The sequence below is a fragment of the Fictibacillus sp. Mic-4 genome (genome assembly GCF_049843615.1).
GTDB lineage: Bacteria > Bacillota > Bacilli > Bacillales > Fictibacillaceae > Fictibacillus_A > Fictibacillus_A gelatini.
On record NZ_JBBHZM010000004.1, the window covers coordinates 55,113 to 70,346 of the forward strand.

The 15,234-nt window shown below is 41.2% G+C and carries 17 protein-coding genes and 1 pseudogene; 17 read left to right on the forward strand and 1 reads right to left on the reverse strand.

The window, feature by feature from the left end:
• Positions 1-175 precede the first annotated feature (175 nt).
• From WD019_RS05065 to WD019_RS05105, 9 genes are all read left to right on the forward strand, one after another.
• A complete protein-coding gene (locus WD019_RS05065; RefSeq protein WP_425710830.1) occupies positions 176-1,438 on the forward strand; it encodes a tetratricopeptide repeat protein in 1,263 nt (420 codons plus the stop codon).
• A gap of 94 nt (positions 1,439-1,532) precedes the next feature.
• On the forward strand, positions 1,533-2,075 hold the full coding sequence (locus WD019_RS05070; RefSeq protein WP_026676961.1) for a ReoY family proteolytic degradation factor: 543 nt from the start codon (positions 1,533-1,535) through the stop codon (positions 2,073-2,075).
• Positions 2,076-2,178: 103 nt separating this feature from the next.
• Entirely contained in the window at positions 2,179-2,649 is a 471-nt protein-coding gene (locus WD019_RS05075) for a YpiF family protein (RefSeq protein WP_026676962.1), read from the forward strand.
• Positions 2,650-2,787: 138 nt separating this feature from the next.
• The gene (locus WD019_RS05080) at positions 2,788-3,291 is read left to right on the forward strand and encodes a ubiquinol-cytochrome c reductase iron-sulfur subunit (RefSeq protein WP_026676963.1); all 504 of its coding nucleotides are present in this window, start codon (positions 2,788-2,790) and stop codon (positions 3,289-3,291) included.
• 3 nt (positions 3,292-3,294) lie between these two features.
• The gene (gene qcrB / locus WD019_RS05085; RefSeq protein ID WP_026676964.1) at positions 3,295-3,966 is read left to right on the forward strand and encodes a menaquinol-cytochrome c reductase cytochrome b subunit; all 672 of its coding nucleotides are present in this window, start codon (positions 3,295-3,297) and stop codon (positions 3,964-3,966) included.
• 61 nt (positions 3,967-4,027) lie between these two features.
• Complete coding sequence (locus WD019_RS05090) at positions 4,028-4,792, forward strand: c-type cytochrome (protein ID WP_425710831.1); 765 nt, start codon at positions 4,028-4,030, stop codon at positions 4,790-4,792.
• 61 nt (positions 4,793-4,853) lie between these two features.
• On the forward strand, positions 4,854-5,444 hold the full coding sequence (locus tag WD019_RS05095; RefSeq protein ID WP_026676966.1) for a DUF1405 domain-containing protein: 591 nt from the start codon (positions 4,854-4,856) through the stop codon (positions 5,442-5,444).
• Positions 5,445-5,519: 75 nt separating this feature from the next.
• Positions 5,520-6,308 carry a sporulation protein YpjB gene (gene ypjB, locus WD019_RS05100; protein WP_026676967.1) on the forward strand — a complete coding sequence of 263 codons (789 nt, stop codon included), beginning with the start codon at positions 5,520-5,522 and terminating at the stop codon, positions 6,306-6,308.
• A 66-nt stretch (positions 6,309-6,374) separates the two neighbouring features.
• Complete coding sequence (locus WD019_RS05105) at positions 6,375-7,052, forward strand: zinc metallopeptidase (RefSeq protein WP_026676968.1); 678 nt, start codon at positions 6,375-6,377, stop codon at positions 7,050-7,052.
• A 29-nt stretch (positions 7,053-7,081) separates the two neighbouring features.
• Here the strand turns inward: WD019_RS05105 and WD019_RS05110 are convergent, their stop codons facing one another.
• The gene (locus WD019_RS05110) at positions 7,082-7,954 is read right to left on the reverse strand and encodes a YitT family protein (RefSeq protein ID WP_026676969.1); all 873 of its coding nucleotides are present in this window, start codon (positions 7,952-7,954) and stop codon (positions 7,082-7,084) included.
• 156 nt (positions 7,955-8,110) lie between these two features.
• Between WD019_RS05110 and dapB the strand changes: the two genes are divergently transcribed.
• The 8 genes and pseudogenes from dapB to panC all read left to right on the forward strand — a co-directional run bounded on the left by dapB (position 8,111) and on the right by panC (position 15,230).
• Positions 8,111-8,914 carry a 4-hydroxy-tetrahydrodipicolinate reductase gene (dapB, locus tag WD019_RS05115; RefSeq protein ID WP_026676970.1) on the forward strand — a complete coding sequence of 268 codons (804 nt, stop codon included), beginning with the start codon at positions 8,111-8,113 and terminating at the stop codon, positions 8,912-8,914.
• Between the two features lie 32 nt (positions 8,915-8,946).
• Positions 8,947-9,360, forward strand: coding sequence for a methylglyoxal synthase (mgsA, locus tag WD019_RS05120; RefSeq protein ID WP_026676971.1), 414 nt, complete (start codon positions 8,947-8,949; stop codon positions 9,358-9,360).
• Positions 9,357-10,051, forward strand: a pseudogene (gene bshB1, locus WD019_RS05125) (bacillithiol biosynthesis deacetylase BshB1). The gene mgsA and the pseudogene bshB1 overlap by 4 nt, the downstream one beginning before the upstream one ends.
• On the forward strand, positions 10,048-11,175 hold the full coding sequence (gene bshA, locus WD019_RS05130; RefSeq protein WP_425710832.1) for an N-acetyl-alpha-D-glucosaminyl L-malate synthase BshA: 1,128 nt from the start codon (positions 10,048-10,050) through the stop codon (positions 11,173-11,175). The pseudogene bshB1 and the gene bshA overlap by 4 nt, the downstream one beginning before the upstream one ends.
• A gap of 7 nt (positions 11,176-11,182) precedes the next feature.
• The gene (locus WD019_RS05135) at positions 11,183-12,382 is read left to right on the forward strand and encodes a CCA tRNA nucleotidyltransferase (protein ID WP_425710833.1); all 1,200 of its coding nucleotides are present in this window, start codon (positions 11,183-11,185) and stop codon (positions 12,380-12,382) included.
• Positions 12,363-13,337, forward strand: a complete 975-nt coding sequence (locus tag WD019_RS05140) for a biotin--[acetyl-CoA-carboxylase] ligase (protein ID WP_425710834.1) — start codon at positions 12,363-12,365, stop codon at positions 13,335-13,337. Before WD019_RS05135 ends, WD019_RS05140 begins: the two co-directional genes overlap by 20 nt.
• A 215-nt stretch (positions 13,338-13,552) precedes the next feature.
• On the forward strand, positions 13,553-14,386 hold the full coding sequence (gene panB / locus WD019_RS05145; RefSeq protein ID WP_425710889.1) for a 3-methyl-2-oxobutanoate hydroxymethyltransferase: 834 nt from the start codon (positions 13,553-13,555) through the stop codon (positions 14,384-14,386).
• Position 14,387: 1 nt separating this feature from the next.
• The gene (gene panC / locus WD019_RS05150) at positions 14,388-15,230 is read left to right on the forward strand and encodes a pantoate--beta-alanine ligase (protein ID WP_026676977.1); all 843 of its coding nucleotides are present in this window, start codon (positions 14,388-14,390) and stop codon (positions 15,228-15,230) included.
• Positions 15,231-15,234 lie beyond the last annotated feature (4 nt).

Consider the following 15,234-nt stretch of genomic DNA (forward strand, 5'->3'; position numbering starts at 1 on the left):
TTTTCTTTTTCTCCTCGAATTTTATGAATATTGCGCCCGCATTATTCATAGCTTGTCTGTAAGAAGAAGTAGAAAGGCGGGGAGAACTTACAAAATACATGATCAATGCTCGGTTTTGGAATAGACCCTATGGCTCATGTATAATGAAATTGACTATAGTAAAGGGAGTTTAATCATGTTGAATAAACTAAATGAAGCAGTTCAATTAGTCGAAATGGGCCACGTTGAAGAGGGGCTTACGCTTATTCGTGAAATGAGAAAGAACTCGGACCATGAAACACTTTACGAAATTGCAGAGCAATATATGAATTGGGGACTTCTGCAAGATGCTGAAAATGTGATTCAAGAATTAGCCGCTTATTACCCGGACGATGGGGACTTGCAAATTTTAATGGCGGAACTATATATCGAAATGGACAGAGAAGAAGAGGCGCTTTCGGTGCTGGCGCAAATTTCCCCGGATGATCCATCTTATTTGTCTGCACTTTTGCTTCAAGCAGATTTATACCAGAGCCAGGGGTTGTATGAAGTAGCGGAAAGAAAGCTGCAGGAAGCGAAAAAGCGCGCACCAGAGGAACCGGTTTTATCGTATGCCCTTGGAGAGTTTTATCTCGATCGCGGTGATTTTATTAAAAGTGCTGCATTTTTTCAAGAAGCGGAAAAGTATCCATCAGATATTCCGAAAGAAGATCTTTATTTACGGCTTGCAGAGTCATTGAGCCGTTCAGGGCAATTTGAAGCCTCTCTTGATTATTATAAGAAAGGTTTAAAGAAGAAAAAAGAATTGCATAGCTTGTTCGGGTATGGACTTACCGCTTACAAAGTTGGCGAGTTTAAGCAAGCGATCCACGCTTTTAACGAGTTGAAAAATCTCGATCCGGACTATACTACATTATACCCCATTCTTTCAAGTGCGTATGAAGAAGAAGGTGCGCTTGTTGAGGCGATGGAAGTTTTAAAAGAAGGAATGAAGAAAGATGAATATAACGAAGAAATGTTTCTTCAAGCGGCTAAACTCGCCTACAAATTGAATAACAATGAAGAAGGGGAAGCGTATTTACGTCAAATTATGGCATTAAATCCTTCCAATTTGGAAGCCGCATTTCATTTTGCTTCCATCTTAAAGAAAGAAGAGCGCTTTGATGAATTAGTCGAATTGATGAACGAGATGTTGAAGCTCGGGGAAGAAGCCCCCGAAATTCATTGGTATCTGGCTACAGGCTATAGAGAACTTGAACAATATAACGAAGCGATGAAAGCGTATGATACGGCATTTCTTCATTATGTGAGCGACGAAGAGTTCCTTGAAGAGTATGGCTTTTTCTTACTTGAAGAAGGGCTGACTGACAAAGCAAAAACCGTTCTGAAAAAAGCGCTAACGATTAATCCCGAAGCGTATCATTTAGAAGAGATCATCGAGAGAATGAGCGAATTTTAGAAAACAATCGTCATGTTTAGAAGGATTTATGAAGGCGGGCAAGAATATACTATAGTAAATATAGTTATTGGAATGAATGATGGGGGGGATTGCAATGAGTAGCACTGTTTCAGTTCTTGAGAAAAAAGATTTTATTAAATGGTTTTTAAATCATTATCAATTGAAAAAAAGAGAGTGCGTCTGGTTGTTAAATTACCTTGTCAGTGACGATCAGTTAATGGAAAAAGTACATTTTGTCGAAAAAGCCGAATATTGCCCGAAAGCCATTATTATGTCTGCGCAGTGTACGGACGGGGTTCCGTTTCGCTTTTATAAACAAAATGTACTTACAACAGATGCTGAGAAATCATTCCATGATATCCGTCTAAACCAGGACGAAGATATTTATATTGAATTAAATTTTAATTCTTCCAGGCTGACTCCGGAATATGCTTCAGTTTTAGAAGAGAATCCGCACTTGCCGCCGAACATGGTCACAGATAAGAAATATGGTTTATGGGCGGAGCTCATTCTCGATCAATCGATCAATGAGTTTAAGCGGCAAACGATTTTAATGCAAATCGACAAAGCCTTAGATGAAAAAGATGAAGCATCGTTTCAAAAATTGTCTGAGGAATTAAACAATCTGCAAAATTAAAGCCCTCTTTCAAGAGGGTTTTAATTTTGGTTACTTTTTTGAAAAAGTAAAACCGCATGGTACTATAGTAAAGAATGAATACTATTAGGGGGAGAATGAGAGGATGAAATGGGAGTCTCGTGACTTTGAAGTTTATGATCAATCAAAAGAATATGTTGATACTGCGCTCGTGCCACTTTTACCCGTCAGTTTTAATGATAAGATGAAAAACGCTGTCGGAATGGGAGAATATGTAGACCTTTTAAGCAAAGAAATTGAGCGGCAGCTTCACGGCAGGGTGCTTTTGCTGCCACCGTTTACATATTTAAAAAGTAAAGAATCGGAAGTAAGCGTCGAGTTGTTAGGGGAATGGTCAACGGCTCTTGAGGATGAAGCAGCTTTTAAGCACATCTTTTTTTTAACGAGTGATGTAGATTGGAAAAAAATTGAGCATACTATGAAACAAACATTGCTATGGTTGCCTGCCATTCCATTGGAGTCGATGGATGAGTCATATAAAGAAGAAATGATAAGAGAACAGGTTAAACAATTGATGACGGTCATTTTTAACGAGTGGCAAAAACGTTCAGTTTAAAGGAGTTGGACAGGCATTTGTATGATGGTTCTATTGACATTAAAAGACATCATACGCTATCATGGGAATGTCCTAGTAATAAGTGTGTAAATTTTCTGTCCGGATGGACCAAATTTGCGGCACAAGGGGGGGAAATGAATGTCAAAGGAAGATATCTCCAGACGTCAGTTTCTGAATTATACGTTAACTGGTGTCGGAGGCTTTATGGCTGCCGGGATGTTGATGCCAATGGTGCGCTTTGCGATTGATCCGATCCTGGAAAAAGGCTCGGATCAAGATATGGTTGCGGTTACAGACGTAAGCAAAATTACATCTGAACCGAAGACGGTGAATTGGAAGATTAAACAAAAAGACGGTTGGTACGAGTCTGAAGTTACACAATCCGCATTTGTGTATAAAGACTCGTCCGGAAAAATTGTTGCGATGTCACCAATTTGTAAGCATCTCGGTTGTACGGTAGGCTGGAACAATAATCCGGCATATCCGAACGAGTTTTACTGCCCGTGTCACGGGGGACGTTATTACAAAAATGGTAAAAACGTACCAGGAACACCGCCGCTTTCAGGGCTTGATCTCTATGAAAGCAAAGTGAAAAATGGAAAACTATACTTAGGAAAGGCAGTACCACGAGGGGGGGCGTAATACATGTTGCAAAAAATATACGATTGGGTAGACGAGCGCCTTGACATTACGCCGCTCTGGCGGGACGTAGCAGATCACGAAGTGCCTGAGCACGTCAACCCTGCTCACCATTTTTCTGCGTTCGTATACTGTTTTGGAGGATTAACCTTTTTTATTACTGTCATTCAAATTTTATCCGGAATGTTTTTAACCATGTACTATGTACCGGATATCGTAAATGCCTGGGAATCTGTTAACTATTTGCAAAACAGTGTTGTAAATGGACAAATTGTACGCGGGATGCACCATTGGGGTGCGAGTTTAGTAATCGTAATGATGTTTTTACATACATTGCGCGTATTTTTCCAGGGAGCATACAAGAAGCCCCGTGAATTAAACTGGGTTGTAGGTGTACTTATTTTCTTTGTCATGCTTGGCCTTGGCTTTACGGGATATCTCCTGCCATGGGATATGAAGGCATTGTTTGCGACGAAAGTAGGGATTCAGATTGCTGAAATGGTTCCGATTCTTGGACCGCTCATTAAAACATTCCTTGCCGGCGGTGAAATCATCGGGGCGCAAACGCTTACACGATTCTTTGCCATTCATGTATTCTTCTTGCCTGCAGCATTACTAGGGCTAATGGGCGTACACTTTTTAATGATCCGAAAACAAGGTATTTCCGGCCCGCTGTAAAATAAAGTGCCAATGAAGAAGAGATGAAACGCTATATTTTCAACGAAAAGGAGGGAGAAGTATGCATCGAGGTAAAGGAATGAAATTCGTTGGCGACTCACGTGTACCGGCAATCAAAAAGATGAAAAACATTCCGAAAGATTATTCGGAATATCCGGGAAAAACGGAGGCGTTTTGGCCTAACTTCCTTTTGAAAGAATGGATGGTAGGTGCCGTCTTTTTAATTGGATATTTAATTTTGACCATTGCACACGAATCACCGCTTGAGAAAAAAGCGGATCCTACGGATAGCGGGTATATCCCCCTTCCTGACTGGTACTTCTTATTCTTGTATCAATTGTTAAAATATAAGTATGCATCAGGAGACTATGCATTAATTGGTACGATTGTTATACCTGCACTTGCTTTCGGTGCCCTGCTCTTGGCGCCATGGCTCGATCGAGGACCTGAGCGTCGTCCGTCGAGGCGTCCGATTGCGACTGGATTAATGTTGCTCGCTTTAGCTTCCATTACATATTTAACCTGGGAATCTGTTGTCACACACGATTGGAATAAAGCGAAGGAACAGGGGAAAATCGTGAAAGAAGTGAAATTTGACAAAAATGATCCGGGCTATCAAGTATACACGAAACAAACTTGTGTGCAATGTCACGGAAAAGATCTTACTGGTGGTGCCGGACCTTCATTGATTGGTACTGGATTAAAGCCGGAAGAAATCGCGAAAATTGCCAAGCACGGAAAGCCGCCAAAAATGCCGCCTAATCAATATAAAGGAAGCGACGCCGATTTGAAAAAAATGGCGGAATTTATTTCAAAATTAAAATAATCAAGATAAAGCTGGCTTTTATAAAGTCAGCTTTTTTTACACAGAAGGAGAAGCTAAAAAGATGTATTGGGTATTTGCGCTGCTCAAAGAGAAATGGGTTATCTGGTGTTTGCTTGTTATTAATATTCTTGGCACGATTTATGGATACTACTGGTACAAAAGCCAGCTTGCTGAAACACCGGCTCCATTTCTTTTATTTGTACCGGACAGTCCTACTGCAAGCCTTTTTTTCTGTTTTGTATTAATCGCCTTTTTATTCGGACGGAATGTTCCATTATTTGAAGCGTTAGCTGCCGTCAGCCTTTTTAAATACGGCATTTGGGCGGTCGGAATGAATATAGCCGGGAGCATCGTCGGGCCACCGCTGAATTGGATGAATTATATGTTAATCTTTTCACATTTAGGAATGGCTGCCGAAGGTTTACTTTATGCGCCTTTTTATAAAATCCAGCCAATTCATCTTGTAATTGCAAGTATATGGGTACTCCATAATGAAATGATTGATTATGTCTTTAAAATGATGCCGCATTATTACATGCTTGAGAAATATATGCCGATCATCGGTTACATTACGTTTTGGCTCAGCATCTTATCAGTTGCAATTGTTTACTTGTTCACGCGCAAAAAACATATACATAAAAAAGCCGAATGACCGTACGGCTAAAATAGGTCTAATCTTGTCCCTTCTTTCATATGATTTCATATATCGTAGGGGAGGGACAAGTCAATGAAAAAAATGCTATGTGCGGCCATACTTAGTTTTGCCATCTTTCCGTTTAATGTTCATGCGCAGACGGCCACAAAAGACTGGTCCGTTTTTAATGAACTTTCAGATAAAGTGTTAGAGCTCGGAAAAGAAGAGCGTTTTGACGAAGCAAGCGAAGTGCTTCAATATTTATCTAATCAATTCGAAAAGGGAAGCAGACAAACGGAACTCACACCTGAAAAAGCGCAAATTATTGATAGCACAATGGAGCTGGCACGAGAGACGCTTGCGAGGCCAAATGAAACGAGTGAAGAAAAGTTAAATAAATTAACCGGCTTTCGGCTTGTGATCGATGCGGTCAATTCAGACCATCAGCCACTCTGGAAACAAACAGAATATCAATTGATGAATCCATTAATGGATATGAAAAAAGCCATTCAAGATAAAAATATGCAGCGCTTTCAATTTGCAGCCAATCAGTTTTTATCACATTATGAAGTAATTCGTCCGGCTTTAATGATCGATTTAAGTGACGTTGAACTTCAAAAATTAGATCAAGACATTGACTTTATTGATAAAAACAGAGATCACTTTGTAGGCTCTAAAGAGACGAAAGAGGAATTAGAGGTGATTCAGGCTGATTTTGAAGCATTATATCATGCGGATCGCGACACATCCGAACCATCATTATTCTGGCTAATTTTTTCCATCGGAGGAGTCATCTTTGTCACATTAACATATGTCGGATGGAGAAAATATAAAGCAGAAAAAGAAAATGTAAGGGTGACTAATAAACATAAAGATGTTTAATTTGACAGCTTGTCGCTTGAAACTTAAGATAAGTTGTAAAGAACGTTTTGGAGGATTGACGGTAACATGTTTCTCATTTATTTCATACTGATCATGATAATTCCTATTTGGGCACAGATGAAAGTTCAAAAAACATATGCGAAATATTCAGAAGTTCCGAATTCATATGGTTTAACGGGTGCTGAAGTTGCCCGCGAAATATTGGACCGGAATGGACTTACACATGTTTCGATCGAACCGGTACACGGTCGCTTATCCGACCATTATGACCCAAGAGACAAAGTCGTGCGCCTGTCAGAAGAGAACTATTACGGTCAATCAATTGCAGGTGCCGCTGTTGCTGCACACGAAGTTGGCCACGCGATCCAGGATAGCAAAGGGTATGCTCCGCTCCGTTTCCGGCATGCGTTAGTCCCTGTAGCGAATATTGGATCAAATTTATCTTTTTTATTAATTATTGGCGGCGCCCTTCTTCATCTTGCTCAATTATATCTGCTTGGCATTCTTTTCATGGGTGCAGCTGTTTTGTTCCAGCTTGTCACATTACCGGTCGAATTTAATGCATCCAGCCGTGCGATGGACCAAATTGTCGAACTCGGGCTTATCCGCAACAATGAAGAGCGCGAAGCAAGGAAAGTGTTAAATGCCGCTGCGCTGACGTATGTTGCTGCAGCTTTAATCGCTGTCCTGGAACTCGTTCGATTTATCTTAATGTTTGTTGGAATGAATAGTGATGAAGATTAAAAAAACGAAGCGCACTCCGCTTCGTTTTTTTATCGTCCAATTGGATTCTTGTTTTCATCAAGGGTAAATCCTTCGCCGAGAACTTCATGGACGTCATTGACGGTGACAAAGGCGTGTGGATCAACCCGTTCAATTACCTGTTTTAAACGGACGATCTCGTTGCGGGCAATGACGCAATAAAGGACTTCCCGATAATTGCCTGTGAAGCTTCCTTTTCCAGTAAGAAGAGTTGCCCCTCTTTCCAATTCCTTCATAATTAATGCCGCAATTTCCGCATTTTTATCCGAGATAATCATCACTGCTTTACCAGAATAGGCGCCTTCCTGCATAAAGTCGATCACTCTTGCTCCGATAAATACAGCAACTAGTGTATACATCGCTTCTTTATAATTTAAATAAATAAGTGAAGACGTAATGACAACCGCATCGAACATGAACATCGTTTTTCCTATGCTCCATCCGAAATATTTATGTACAAGCCGGGCGATAATGTCGACCCCTCCGGTTGTCCCGCCAAACCGAAAAATGATGCCTAAGCCGATCCCGATAAAGACACCGGCAAAAAGAGCGGCAAGTGTCATATCACTTTTTAAATTGATATTCAATGTAGAATAGCGTTGGAATAAATATAAAAAAACCGAAACGCCTACTGTTCCGATAATCGTATACATAAACGTTGTTCTGCCAAGTAGTTTCCACCCGATGAAAAATAACGGTATATTCAAGATAAGGTTCGTATACGACGGATCGATATTGAACAGAAAATATAAAATGAGCGTAATTCCGGTAAATCCGCCTTCTGCAAGGTTATTGGCCATATTAAAATGTACGAGTCCAAATGAAAAAACGGCGGTTCCAAATAAAATAAGCAAAATATTTTTAATACGGATTGGATAATTCATGTAATTCCCCCTAATTGATACTCGGATTCCATTATAGTCGAAAAAAATAGCCTATTCAATTTTTCATTTAATTTGTCAAACTTGTCATCATTCGCTAACATGAACTAAGAGAGGATAAGAGGTAAAACTTCATATGGAAAAAGGAGAGATTGAAGAATGAGTAAGACGATAAATATTGTAATAGCAGGACCAAGAGGGAAAATGGGCAAGGAAGCCGTTCAAATGGTGCAAGGAACCGGCCATTTTAATCTTGTTGCCGTCGTTGATTCACGAAATGATGGTTTGATGTTGAAAGATTTAGAGGGGATGCCGCCATTAAATATACCGGTATACGATGACCTGAGAAAATGCTTAAGTGATATTCGTGCAGATGTATTGGTTGATCTTACAAAGCCTGAAGTCGGGAAAAAACATCTGGAAATCGCGCTTGAGATGAATGTCCGTCCTGTCATCGGAACAACAGGGTTTACAGATGAAGATCTTAATCGGATTGAAAACCTTGCAGCCGAAAAAGAATTGGGGGCGATTATTGCGCCGAACTTTGCAATAGGAGCCATTTTAATGATGAAATTTGCCCAGATGGCTTCCCGTTATCTTCCTGATGTTGAAATTATTGAACAGCACCATGACCAGAAGCTCGACGCTCCATCAGGCACAGCGATCAAGACGGCACAATTAATCGAGCAAGTAAGGAAATCGAAAAAGCAAGGACATCCTGATGAAAAAGAGGAGTTAAAGGGTGCGCGCGGCGCGGAAATGGACGGCATTCGGATACATAGCGTACGGCTTCCGGGGTTAGTAGCCCATCAAGAAGTGATATTTGGCGGAGTCGGTCAGACATTGAAAATTCGTCATGACTCAATCGCAAGGTCTTCTTTTATGCCAGGCATAAAACTTGCAGTTGAGACGGTAATGCAGTTAGATCATCTTGTATATGGTCTAGAAAATATCATTGAATAAAATTCGGCTGCTTTTTAAGAGGGGGAATGGTTGTGAAAATCGCGCTTATCGCACATGATAAGAAAAAACAGGAAATGATTCATTTTACGCTTGCCTATACGCATATTTTAAAAAAACACACACTCTTTGCCACCGGAACGACTGGCACAAAAATTATGGAGGCGACAGGCTTATCGGTCCATCGGTTCCAGTCCGGACCGCTTGGCGGAGATCAGCAAATCGGTGCCCTAATTGCAGAAAATGAAATGGATTTAGTCATCTTTTTTCGAGATCCGTTAACGGCCCAACCTCACGAGCCCGATGTTAATGCCTTAATGAGGCTTTGTGACGTCTATCAAATTCCCCTTGCAACAAATGTGGCGAGCGGAGAGCTATTTATCCGCGCAATGGAGCGGGGAGAATTTAACTGGAGAACGATTATTCATGAGAGGGAAAATAAAGAATGAAAAACAAAACGTGGCTAGCATTTGGCGCCCATAGCGATGATGTCGAAATTGGAATGGGGGCGAGCATTTACAAACATACGAAAAACGGCGGACGTGTATTTATCTGTGATCTAACAGAAGCTGAGCTCTCTTCTAACGGCACAGTTGAACTTCGCAAAACGGAAGCAAATGAAGCGGCCCGTCTCTTAGGTGTAGCTGAGCGGTTGAATTTACAGCTTCCTGATCGTGGATTGTACATAAATGATGATTATATATTAAAAATCGTTTCCGTTATTCGTAAAGTGAAGCCAGATGTCATTTTCGCGCCTTTCTGGGAGGATCGGCATCCTGACCATGCAATTGTGCAAGGCTTGTAGACGAAGCGGTCTTCTCTAGCGGCGTGAAAAAGGTGACCGATCCGGAGAATCTTGAACCCCACCGCACCGGAAGCGTCTATTATTATTTTATCAATGGGTTCCATAAACCGGATTGTTTAGTGGATGTTTCAGAGGATTATGAGCACAAGATTGCTGCTTTAAATGCGTACAAAAGCCAGTTTATAAAAACCGCCGATAGCTTCAATACTCCTCTAGTAAATGGTTATATTGAATCGGTGAAGGCAAGGGAGCTTTTGTTTGGCAAAGAGGCAGGCATTTGTTTTGCAGAAGGTTTTATGTGCAAAAGACCAATTGTTTTAAAGGAGTTACTATGAAATTAAAAATTGGTATAACCTGTTATCCATCAGTAGGAGGATCCGGTGTCGTCGCGACGGAATTAGGGAAGATGTTGGCGGAAAGAGGTCATGAGGTTCATTTTATCACGTCAGGCCTGCCGTTTCGACTCGGGCGGCTTTACGAAAATATTTTTTATCATGAGGTGAAGGTGAATCAATATTCCGTTTTTCAATATCCTCCATATGATTTGACGCTGGCAAGCAGAATGGCGGAAGTCGCCAAAAGAGAGAAGCTCGATTTGATTCACGTCCACTATGCCATCCCACACGCCGTTTGTGCTTACTTAGCGAAACAAATGGTCGGCGATTCATTAAAAATCGTGACGACTCTTCATGGAACGGATATAACGGTTTTAGGCTATGATCCATCATTAAGCGGAATGATCCGATTCGGTATTGAAAACTCGGATGTCGTCACATCTGTATCCAATAGTTTAAAAGAAGAGACGAAAAGTTTATTGTCAACCGATAAAGACATTCTTCCGGTTTACAACTTTATTGACGAACGGGTTTACTATAGGCGAAAACAATCGTCGCTAAGGGAAGTTTATGGCATATCCCCGGATGAAAAGGTGATCGTACATATTTCGAATTTCCGAGCCGTCAAACGGGTGCCCGATGTGATTCGTTCTTTCAAAATCATTAACAGCACGCTTCCTTCGAAATTATTACTGATCGGAAATGGTCCTGAGCTTTCCGTTTGTTGCGGGTTAGTTCGAGAGCTTGGACTTGAAGGGGATGTCCTGTTCTTAGGAAAACAGGATAATATTGCTGAGTTGTATTCGATCAGCGATTTAAAATTGCTGTTATCGGAAAAAGAAAGTTTTGGCCTTGTCGCACTTGAGGCAATGTCATGTGGTGTTCCTGTCATTGGGACAAAAATTGGCGGCATCCCTGAAGTGATTGTCGATAAGGAAACGGGATATTTAGTCGAAGTAGGAAATATTGAAGAGACAGCAAATCAAGCCATACAATTATTGCAAGATCCGGAGAAACACAGGAATTTTTCGGAAAATGCTATTCGCCATGTGCGCAAAACATTTCATTCTGAAAAAATCGTCAGCGAGTATGAATCGATCTATTATGAAGTTTTAAAAGGATAGTGGTACTATGCAGCCGTCTTTTGCTGAGGCAAGTGAAGTATTAAACAAACTAAAAGAAGCGGGGTACAAAGCTTATTTTGTCGGCGGCTCTGTCCGGGATTATTTAATGGGAAGAGAGATTGGTGATATTGACATTGCAACGAATGCAACACCTGAAGAAGTCATGTCACTCTTTTCTAAAACCATTCCTGTAGGGCTAAAACATGGAACGGTCATTGTCCGCCACAGGCACGAGTCATATGAAGTGACGACATTTCGAAAAGAATCAAACTATGAAGATAAGCGGCATCCTTCGTCTGTCGTCTTTATCGACTCCCTTTATGAAGATTTAGCGAGAAGAGACTTTACGATGAATGCGATGGCGATGGACGAAAATGGCGAAATATACGATCCATATAATGGCAGGAAGGCGATCCAGTTAAAACAAATTGAAACGGTCGGAGATGCTTCCCACCGGTTTCAAGAGGATCCCCTTAGAATAATGCGGGCGCTAAGATTTATGAGCGTGTACGGTTTTTCTCTTGAAGAAAAAACAAAACAAGCTTGTATTCAGTTATCACATGAATTAAAGGCGATTTCCGTCGAACGAATGGCCGTCGAATTTATTAAATTGCTCGCGGGCAGCCATTGCTCTGGCGCGCTTAAAATGATTGATGAATATCACATCTACCGCTTTTTGCCGGCTTTGAGTGAGTATGATCAATCATTTGAAGCACTGTTTCCGATCGATTGGGACAGGCTGGAATCCAATGAAGAACGGTGGACGCTTCTCTTGTTTTTGCTGGGCGTCGATGATATTCCGTCATTCTTAAGAAAGTGGAAATTACCGAATTCGCTCATTAAAAAAGCGGTAAAACTCATTTCGTTTATTGATAAACCGCTTTCTCTCTGGGATATTTATAGGTTAGGCCTGAAAGACAGTCTGTCATGCCAGAGGATGAGCAATCTATTGAATGGCAGAACGCCTCATCATGATTTTAAGAAAATCAAGGAACAATATGATTCTCTGGCTATCAAATCAAGAAAAGATATCGCATTAGAAACGAACGCAATAGTAAACGTTATAGCGAAAAAAAGGGGGCCATGGATCAACACCCTTCTTTCCGATATGCAAAAAGCGATCGTTGAGAAAAGGCTTAAAAATAATGAAAAGGAACTCATGGAATGGGTGAGGAGGTGGAAAGAAAATGAGACAACAACTTCTTGAAATGTTAATGAATCATCAAGGCGAATTTTTATCAGGGCAACAAATTAGCGACCAATTGAATTGTTCACGGACGGCGATTTGGAAACATATTGCCGAACTTAGAAAACAAGGATATCAAGTTGAGGCTGCGCCTAAAAAAGGGTATCGAATTCTTTCATCACCAGATGCTGTCACAGCGGATGAAATCTCCATTCGCCTGAAAACGGAAAAGTTTGGCCGGCAGATTGTCTCTAAAGAATCAGTGTCAAGCACTCAGGAAATTGCCCATAAGCTTTCTCATGAAAAATGCGAGGAAGGCACACTCGTCGTGGCTGATGAACAGACGGGTGCAAGAGGAAGAATGGGAAGGCCGTGGCAATCGCCAAAAGGGAGCGGAATTTGGATGAGCCTCATTCTTCGACCGGAGATTCCGCTGCAAAGAGCCCCGCAATTAACGTTACTAACCGCAGTCGCCGTTGTAAAAGCGATCCATAAAGTAACCGGTCTTAACGCGGAAATCAAGTGGCCAAATGATATTTTAATCAATGGAAAAAAGGTCGTTGGCATTTTAACCGAATTGCAAGCGGAGGCCGATCGAATTAATTCGGTCATCATTGGGATTGGAATGAATGTCAATCTTTCATCAGACGAACTTCCAGATGAAATCAGGGGAATCGCCACTAGCTTACAAATCGAAACGGGTCAAGCTATTCGGAGGGCAGATTTGATTGCGGCTGTCATGAAAGAGATGGAGGTATTGTACAAGCAATATTTACAAGAAGGATTTCATCTCATTAAACTTTTATGGGAAAGTTATGCGCTAAGTTTAGGCAAACGAATTAAAGTCCGGACGATCAGTGGGGAATTTGAAGGATTTGCGAAAGGGATAACCGATGAAGGTGTCCTCCTGTTAGAAGATGACGAAAATCAAATCCATCAAATTTATTCAGCGGATATAGAGATACCCCGGTCGTGAAATTTATGATAAAGTAATAGTGTAAATAAAGGCGGTATCTTAATTTTTAAGAACTGCACTTTTTTGCGGAAATCATTTTTAAAAGCAAGTTCTGCCTAGATCCAAACTGGACCGGGACAGAGGGATGTTTATAACAATTCAGTCCTTCTTCCTTTGCGAGAAGGATTTTTTTGACTCCTCTGTTCCTCCTACAGAAAAAAGGAGGAAAAAAGATGATGAAAAACACACAGAGCTTTCTAAAAATGAAGCGAAATGGTGAAAAAATCGCCATGGTGACAGCTTATGATTATCCTTCCGCCCATTTGTGCGAGCGGGCGGAAGTGGACATCATACTTGTCGGTGATTCACTCGGCATGGTTGTCCTCGGATTGGAATCGACCATTTCGGTAACGCTCGATGATATGATTCACCATACAAAAGCGGTTAAGCGAGGGGCGCCGAACACCTTTATTGTAACCGACATGCCATTTATGACGTACCATGCATCAAAAGAAGAAACCGTTAGAAATGCAAGGGCTTTAATGCAAAAGGGTGGATGTCATGCGTTAAAGCTTGAAGGAGCGAAAGACGTTGTTCCAATGATCCGCGCTCTTACAGATGCCGGAGTCCCTGTCGTCGGCCACCTTGGCTTGACACCGCAATCAGCCTTAGTATTGGGTGGTTATAAAGTGCAGGGAAGAGAAGCGGAGGCGGCTGCGCAGTTAGTAGAGGAAGCAAAAGCTGTAGAAGCGGCCGGCGCGTTTATGCTCGTCCTCGAATGTGTTCCGAAACAATTGGCTGAACTGATTTCGGAACGTTTGACGATTCCGGTCATCGGCATTGGTGCGGGAAATAAGACGGACGGACAAGTACTCGTTTACCATGACTTATTGGGTTATGGATTCCATCATATTCCAAAATTCGCCAAAAAATATGCAAGCGTCGGAGTCCAGATGACGAGTGCAATCGAGTTGTATTGTAAAGAAGTGAAGGCGGGGCAATTTCCGGCGGATGAGCATTCGTTTACGATGAAACAAGAAGAAATTGAAGCGGTTTACGGAGGAAAGTAACTTGAAAATTATACAGTCGATTCAACATATGAAAGATTACGTAACCGAATGCCGCCAAAGAGGGAAATCGATCGGGTTTGTTCCGACGATGGGATTTTTGCATGAAGGCCATTTGTCGCTAATTGAAGCCGCCCGTCGCGAAAATGATATCGTTGTGTTAAGCATTTTTGTCAATCCTCTTCAATTTGGTCCGAATGAAGACTTTGACCGCTATCCACGCGATATTGAGCGGGATGAATTGCTTGCAAAAGAAAAAAAAGTAGATGTCTTGTTTTACCCGGGAGTTGAAGAAATGTATCCGACTCCTCCTTCTGCCGTAGTAACGGTAAAGAAGCGAGTGAATGTTTTATGTGGAAAATCAAGAGAGGGTCATTTTGATGGCGTCGCGACTGTTCTTGTCAAATTGTTTCATATTATTCAACCTACAAAAGTTTACTTTGGAATGAAAGATGCACAGCAAGTGGCTGTAGTGGACGGTCTTATTCAAGACTTTAATTTTCCAATTGAAATGATCCCTGTACCTACCGTGAGAGAAGATGATGGACTCGCTAAAAGTTCGCGCAATGTTTATTTAACGGAAGATGAGCGGAAAGAAGCACCTCACCTATATCGATCATTACTATTAGGTAAAGAGATGGTAGTCTCTGAAAAAAACATTTCATATGTAAAAGAAAAAATGGTAGAGTATATACAGGAACATACAAGCGGGGAAGTAGACTATTACGAAATTCTATCTTTTCCCGAATTGAAAGAACTGGATCGAGTGGAAGGATCGATAATTATCGCACTTGCCGTTAAATTTTCAAAGGCCCGGTTAATTGATAATATTACATTTTCCATTTAAATAT

Coding starts and splice junctions, on each gene's coding strand:
- WD019_RS05105 (WP_026676968.1), top strand. CDS start 6,375: ATGTTTCTCATTTATTTCATACTGATCATGATAATTCCTATTTGGGCA.
- WD019_RS05090 (WP_425710831.1), top strand. CDS start 4,028: ATGCATCGAGGTAAAGGAATGAAATTCGTTGGCGACTCACGTGTACCG.
- qcrB (WP_026676964.1), top strand. CDS start 3,295: ATGTTGCAAAAAATATACGATTGGGTAGACGAGCGCCTTGACATTACG.
- WD019_RS05110 (WP_026676969.1), bottom strand. CDS start 7,954: ATGAATTATCCAATCCGTATTAAAAATATTTTGCTTATTTTATTTGGA.
- WD019_RS05065 (WP_425710830.1), top strand. CDS start 176: ATGTTGAATAAACTAAATGAAGCAGTTCAATTAGTCGAAATGGGCCAC.
- WD019_RS05095 (WP_026676966.1), top strand. CDS start 4,854: ATGTATTGGGTATTTGCGCTGCTCAAAGAGAAATGGGTTATCTGGTGT.
- bshA (WP_425710832.1), top strand. CDS start 10,048: ATGAAATTAAAAATTGGTATAACCTGTTATCCATCAGTAGGAGGATCC.
- ypjB (WP_026676967.1), top strand. CDS start 5,520: ATGAAAAAAATGCTATGTGCGGCCATACTTAGTTTTGCCATCTTTCCG.
- WD019_RS05140 (WP_425710834.1), top strand. CDS start 12,363: ATGAGACAACAACTTCTTGAAATGTTAATGAATCATCAAGGCGAATTT.
- WD019_RS05080 (WP_026676963.1), top strand. CDS start 2,788: ATGTCAAAGGAAGATATCTCCAGACGTCAGTTTCTGAATTATACGTTA.
- dapB (WP_026676970.1), top strand. CDS start 8,111: ATGAGTAAGACGATAAATATTGTAATAGCAGGACCAAGAGGGAAAATG.
- WD019_RS05070 (WP_026676961.1), top strand. CDS start 1,533: ATGAGTAGCACTGTTTCAGTTCTTGAGAAAAAAGATTTTATTAAATGG.
- WD019_RS05075 (WP_026676962.1), top strand. CDS start 2,179: ATGAAATGGGAGTCTCGTGACTTTGAAGTTTATGATCAATCAAAAGAA.
- panB (WP_425710889.1), top strand. CDS start 13,553: ATGAAAAACACACAGAGCTTTCTAAAAATGAAGCGAAATGGTGAAAAA.
- WD019_RS05135 (WP_425710833.1), top strand. CDS start 11,183: ATGCAGCCGTCTTTTGCTGAGGCAAGTGAAGTATTAAACAAACTAAAA.